The sequence below is a fragment of the Polaromonas sp. P1_E3 genome (genome assembly GCF_056405935.1).
Genome location: NZ_JBFUBD010000490.1, coordinates 1 through 1,782 on the forward strand (window position 1 = coordinate 1; position 1,782 = coordinate 1,782).

Genomic DNA, 1,782 nt, shown 5'->3' on the forward strand with positions numbered 1-1,782 from the left:
GCCAAGCGCAAGGCGGCTGAAGATGCCAAAAAAGCCGAAGCGAAGAAGCAGGACACGAAAGACGACGAGAAGCAGAAGCTGGCCGATGCTGCAGCGAAGAAGCTGCGCGACGAAAACCTCAAGCGAATGATGGGCCAGGCCGGTGCCACCGGTGGCGCCGAGGCCGCTGGTACGGCGCAAAAGGCCGGCGGCCCATCGGCAAATTACAAAGGACGACTGGCCGCTTTGTTCAAGCGCAACATCGTGTTTGCAAATCCTGAAAGCATTCAGGGAAATCCGAAAGCCATAGTCCAGGTGAAAGTCTCCTCCACGGGGCTTATCATGAGCTCGAAGCTGAGCAAATCCAGTGGGGTGCCGGCTTGGGACGACGCCGTTCTCCGCGCTGTAGAGAAGGCAGAACGCATTCCTCCAGACGAAAACGGCAAGGTGATTACAGACTTCCCCGTTGAATTTGGCCCCAAAGACTAAGCCTAGCGCTACCTTTTTTATAGCTGCTTGCGCTCGTCCCTATTGGCCTAGAGGCCTTTTTCACTCATAAACGATCTGTACAAGCCCTTTGTCGGCTTGCGCCATCCAGCTGGCCAGCGCGGCATCCGTCGGAAAGAATTTGGCGGCTTCTCCCAGATGAAGCTCCGCCGCCACGCCGCCCGCCTCGCCATGGCGCCTGAGGCTCAAACGCACCGGCAAGCCACGGCTCAGCTCTCCCTGGTCTGACATCTCGCGGCGTGGCGGGAAGTCCCTGACCAGCCGGGAAATATCCGGCGCGGTGCCATTGACCGCCACGCGCAGGTACTTGCCAAATTTGCAGCGGGCAGTTTCCAGGTCCCAGACCTGCGTGACCTTGAAGCGGCGGCCAAAACGCTCCGACGCGCCCTGCAGCGTGCCTTGCACGATGACCAGTTCGTCGTCCTTGAGCAGGTTGCGGTTGGCGTTGAAAGTCGCTTCGTCCACCGAAGCTTCAAGCACGTCGGTCTTGTCGTCGAGCTTGAAAATGATCAACTTTCCGCGGTTGCCGTTGATCACGCGCAGGTCGCTGAGGATCGCGGCCAGCAGCTGCGGCTCGCGCGAGTCGATCAGGTCCTCGATCTTTCGCTTGGCGAACTGCCGGACCTCGGTTTCGACCTCGTCAAACAGATGCCCCGAGAGGTAAAAACCGATGGCGGTTTTCTCCTGCACCAGCCGCGCCTTCACGCCGAAGGGCATGGCCTCGACCAGCGCCGGTTCCTGCGTGCTGGCCGCATGCGAGTCAGACATGTCGAACAGCCCGCCCTGGTTGGCATTGGCTTCGGTCGCGGCGGCAAACTCAAAGGCGCGGTCTACCGACGCCAGCAGCGACGCACGGTTGAGCTGCAGGTTGTCGAAGGCGCCACCCTTGATAAGGGCTTCCACCGTTCGCTTGTTGAGCCGGCTGCGGTCCACGCGCACGCAAAAATCATAGAGCGAAGTGAAAGGGCCGCCTTCCTTGCGGGCTGCCACGATCGCGGCAATCGCCTGCTGGCCCGTGCCCTTGACAGCACCCAGGCCATAGCGAACGGACGTGGCGCTGATCGGCTCAAACCGGTAGTCGCCGCGGTTGATGTCGGGCGACTCGAACTGGATGCCCATCTTCTGCGCGTCACCGAACAGGATCTTGAGCTTGTCGGTGTCGTCCATTTCCACCGTCATGTTGGCGGCGAAGAATTCGGCGGTGTAGTGCACCTTGAGCCAGGCCGTGTGATAGGCCAGCAGCGCATAGGCGGCGGAGTGCGACTTGTTAAAGCCGTAGCCCGCGAATTTCTCCAT

2 protein-coding genes are annotated in these 1,782 nt (G+C 60.6%); one reads left to right on the plus strand and one right to left on the minus strand.

Translation table 11 applies throughout. The annotated features are described in order from the left end of the window. Nucleotides 1-468 (plus strand): cell envelope integrity protein TolA (tolA, locus tag AC1D0Z_RS20870; RefSeq protein ID WP_477660075.1); only part of this gene is annotated, 468 nt, incomplete at its 5' end. Nucleotides 469-528: 60 nt separating this feature from the next. On the opposite strand, the gene AC1D0Z_RS20875 is transcribed toward tolA, so the two are convergent. After that, on the minus strand, nucleotides 529-1,782 hold a 1,254-nt coding region (locus AC1D0Z_RS20875), incomplete at its 5' end, for a helix-hairpin-helix domain-containing protein (RefSeq protein ID WP_477660076.1).